Below are 2,466 nucleotides of genomic sequence, written 5' to 3'. Positions count from 1 at the left end.
CCCGCCGCATCCGCCGGCGCCGATGATGAGCACCCCCCCCGCCATATCGGTCATCCGATCTGGATCAGGACTTTGCCGGCATCGACCTTGACCGGATAGGTTTTCAGGTTGACGCAGACCGGGGCGCCGCGGGCGTCACCCGTCTTGTAGTTGAAGCGGCCATTGTGCTTGGGGCATTCGATGATGTCATCCATCACCAGCCCGTCGGCCAGGTGCACCTTTTCATGCGTACAAAGGCCGTCGGTGGCGAAGAACTCGTCGTCGGGGCTGCGATAGATGGCGAAGGTGCGGCCGCCATGGTCGAAGCGCATCACATCCTCCTCGTCTATGTCGCCGGTGGCGCAGGCCTCGACCCAGTCGCTCATTCAAGTCCTCCCAAAAGCAAAAAAGTGCGCAGCGGTTTTCCGTCCGGAATTGCGTTAAATAAACAGTCTGGATCGGATGGAAGCACGATCATTCCGCCGCGGCGGCGATAGTGTCGTTGTGGAATTCCTCGCGATATGGCCGTGCGGTCGGCGGCAGCTCGCGCTTGAGGAAATAGTCCTCGTTGCGCAGCTGGCGCAGGAAGACCGGGATCATCTCGCGGTAGCCGGCCAGGATCGACGGTGTCGCTTCCGGCAGATCGTGCTTGATCAGTTCGTGCAGCCTCGGCAGCGCATGATAGGGCACCATCGGAAACATGTGATGCTCGACATGGTAGTTCATGTTCCAGTAGATGAAGCGGCTGATCGGGTTCATGTAGACGGTGCGGCTGTTCAGCCTGTGGTCGGTGACATTGTCGGCCAGGCCGCCATGCTGCAGCAGCCCGACCATGACATGGTGCCAGGCGCCGTAGAGCCTGGGCAGGCCGACCAGCATCAGCGGCAGGAACGAACCGGTGTAGAGCGCCAGCCCGACGGTGGCGGCATAGATCGCCGTCCAGATGCGGGCGACGCGGATCGCCTTGGGCTGTTCCTGTTCTGGAATGAAGGTCTTTTCGGCGGCGCTGACGGTGCCGGCGGCGTTGCGCAGCATATCGCTCATCGCATGCCAGGCGTCGAGCACGCCGACGAAGCCCAGCATGGCGCGAACCAGATCCGGCGGCCGCATCACCGAGATTTCCGGGTCGCGGCCGACGATGATGGTGTCGGTGTGGTGGCGCGTGTGGCTCCAGCGCCAGGTCACCGGATTGCGCATGATCATGAAGCAGGCGATCTGATAGACCGCATCGTTCATCCATTGCGTGCGGAAGGCGGTGCCGTGACCGCATTCGTGCCAGCGTGAATCCGTCGAGGAGCCGTAGAGCACGCCATAGACGAAGAAGAACGGCACGCACCACCATGTGCCCCAGAGCCAGGCGCCGCCGGCGCCACTGACGGTCAGGGCGGCGAACCAGATCGCCGTATCGCGGATCGCCGGCCCGTCGGAGCGCTGCATCAGCTCCTTCATCTGCTTGCGCGGTATGTCGGTGTGATACCACTCGGCCGCCGACAGGCCGGTCTCGACGGCGAGCTTGGCGTCGCGGCCGATCAGGCTGTAGTCACGCCGGGACGGCGCAGTGGACATGATTGCCTCCCTCGGCAAAGGCATCCGCCAGAGCGAATGCCATGAAATCCCTTGGCTTCGGGCGTCAAAGTAACGCCGACTGATGATAGACTCAACATCATAAAGATAGTTTCTATCATTTCCCATCAGGATGATGTACGAAGGGCTCGAGCAAACCCGACGAGGCAAGCATGGTGAAGCGGCCGACAATATCCGATCTGGCGCGCATCTCGGGCGTCAGTGTCGCCACCGTCGACCGCGTGCTGAACAACCGGCTGCCGGTGCGCGAAGAGACAGCGCGCCGCGTCTACGAGACCGCTACCGACATCGGCTACCACGCCGCCGGCCTTATCAAGCAGCGCATGCGCCAGGAGTTGCCGGAGTACCGCCTGGGCTTCCTGCTGCTGCGGGGCAACGATGCCTTCTACGGTGACTTCGCGCGGGAACTCGAACTGGCCATCTCTCAATCGCAGCGCTTCCGCGGCGTTGCGAGCATCGATTTCGCCAGCTCCCTGGCTCCCGACGAGATCGCCTCCCAGATGCGCAGGCTGGCGGCGAAATCGAGGGCCATCGCCGTGGTCGGTCCGGACCATCCGACCCTGACAGCGGTCGTGGAAACCTTGAAGGCGAGAGGGCAGCCGGTCTTTTCGGTGCTGTCCGATTTTGCCGCCGGCATCCGGGAGGGCTATATCGGCCTCGACAACCGCAAGGTCGGGCGCACCGCCGCATGGATGATCTCCAAGGCAGCCAAGCGGCCCGGCAAGGTCGCCCTCTTCGTCGGCAGCCACCGCTTCCACGGCCATGAGCTGCGCGAGATCGGCTTTCGCTCCTTCTTCCGCGAGCATGCGCCGGAGTTCAGCGTGCTTGAAACGCTGGTCAATCTGGAAGCCAACCAGGTGACCCATGACGCGATGATCGATCTTCTGGCGCGCTATCCGGATC

The 2,466-nt window shown here is 63.0% G+C and carries 3 protein-coding genes; 1 reads left to right on the top strand and 2 read right to left on the bottom strand.

Annotation, left to right across the window (positions count from 1 at the left end):
- Nucleotides 1-50 precede the first annotated feature (50 nt).
- Nucleotides 51-365, bottom strand: a complete 315-nt coding sequence (locus EN949_RS20865; RefSeq protein ID WP_027161041.1) for a MocE family 2Fe-2S type ferredoxin — start codon at nt 363-365, stop codon at nt 51-53.
- 88 nt (nt 366-453) lie between these two features.
- Nucleotides 454-1,545, bottom strand: coding sequence for a fatty acid desaturase family protein (locus EN949_RS20860; RefSeq protein WP_063169774.1), 1,092 nt, complete (start codon nt 1,543-1,545; stop codon nt 454-456).
- A gap of 170 nt (nt 1,546-1,715) precedes the next feature.
- On the opposite strand from EN949_RS20860, the gene EN949_RS20855 reads away from it, so the two are divergent.
- A partial coding sequence (locus EN949_RS20855; protein WP_127371761.1) for a LacI family DNA-binding transcriptional regulator occupies nt 1,716-2,466 on the top strand: 751 nt, incomplete at its 3' end.

This window comes from Mesorhizobium sp. M7A.F.Ca.US.007.01.2.1, from assembly GCF_003998165.1.
Lineage (GTDB): Bacteria > Pseudomonadota > Alphaproteobacteria > Rhizobiales > Rhizobiaceae > Mesorhizobium > Mesorhizobium ciceri.
Note: the sequence above shows the minus strand (reverse complement) of the source record. Positions and strands in the feature narration are given on the sequence as shown.

What these genes read in the sequence shown, in the direction of transcription:
- EN949_RS20865 (WP_027161041.1), bottom strand. Translation starts at nt 365, where the DNA reads ATGAGCGACTGGGTCGAGGCCTGCGCCACCGGCGACATAGACGAGGAG.
- EN949_RS20860 (WP_063169774.1), bottom strand. Translation starts at nt 1,545, where the DNA reads ATGTCCACTGCGCCGTCCCGGCGTGACTACAGCCTGATCGGCCGCGAC.